The organism is Streptomyces boncukensis, assembly GCF_011045075.1.
In the GTDB taxonomy this organism is placed as follows: domain Bacteria; phylum Actinomycetota; class Actinomycetes; order Streptomycetales; family Streptomycetaceae; genus Streptomyces; species Streptomyces boncukensis.
Genome location: NZ_JAAKZZ010001067.1, coordinates 1 through 758, shown reverse-complemented (window position 1 = coordinate 758; position 758 = coordinate 1). Strand labels below are relative to the sequence as shown.

The following is a 758-nucleotide window of genomic DNA, read 5'->3' as shown; positions in this document are numbered from 1 at the left end:
CGGGGCTGGTGGCCTCGCTCGGCATCGCTCTGGGGATCGCCGTGCACGCCACCGCGGCCATGCTGGGGCTCTCGGCGCTGTTCGCGAACCTGCCGGTGCTCTACTACGCCCTCCGCTGGGTGGGGGCCGCCTATCTGCTCTACCTCGCCGTGAAGGCGTTCCGCGACCGGGAGGGACTGGGCGAGGGGGCGGCCGGCGCCGGTCCGTCGTCGCCCGGATCCCGGCGACGCGCCTTCTGGCAGGGGACGATCACGAATCTGCTCAACCCGAAGGTGATCCTGTTCACCGTCGCGTTCCTGCCGCAGTTCGTGAATCCGGAGCTGGGGCATGTGAGCGGGCAGCTGGCCGTTCTCGGGGCCACGCTCGTCGTGGTCGGGCTGTCGGTCGACGCGACGATCGGGCTGCTCTCGGGGCGGCTGGCGACGGTGCTGCGGCGCAGCCGGCGGGTGGCCCGAGGGCTCAACATCTTCAGCGGAACCGTCTTCGCGGGGCTCGCGGTGCGGCTGGTGGCGGCGCCGAAGTAGCGCCACCCGCTGTCAGCCGCCCCGTCAGCCGGTGGCCTTCCGGGGCGCGACGCAGCCGCCGATTGAGGTGAACGAGCCCTGAATGTAGTCGCCCAGCATGATCTAGCGAGGAACCCCGGGCGTTCACGCCCAGGAGGAATCGCTCCTCTGGAATGCTCTGACGTGCACGGCAGCACGGATCCGAGCCTGTTGTCAGTGCTCCTTGCTAGGTTCACCGTGTGAAGATCGTGACGC

The 758-nt window shown here is 69.9% G+C and carries 1 protein-coding gene; it reads left to right on the top strand.

The features are described 5' to 3' along the window. Positions 1-524, top strand: a 524-nt coding sequence (locus G5C65_RS37960) for a LysE family translocator (protein WP_165303631.1), incomplete at its 5' end; no start/stop codon positions are given. Positions 525-758 lie beyond the last annotated feature (234 nt).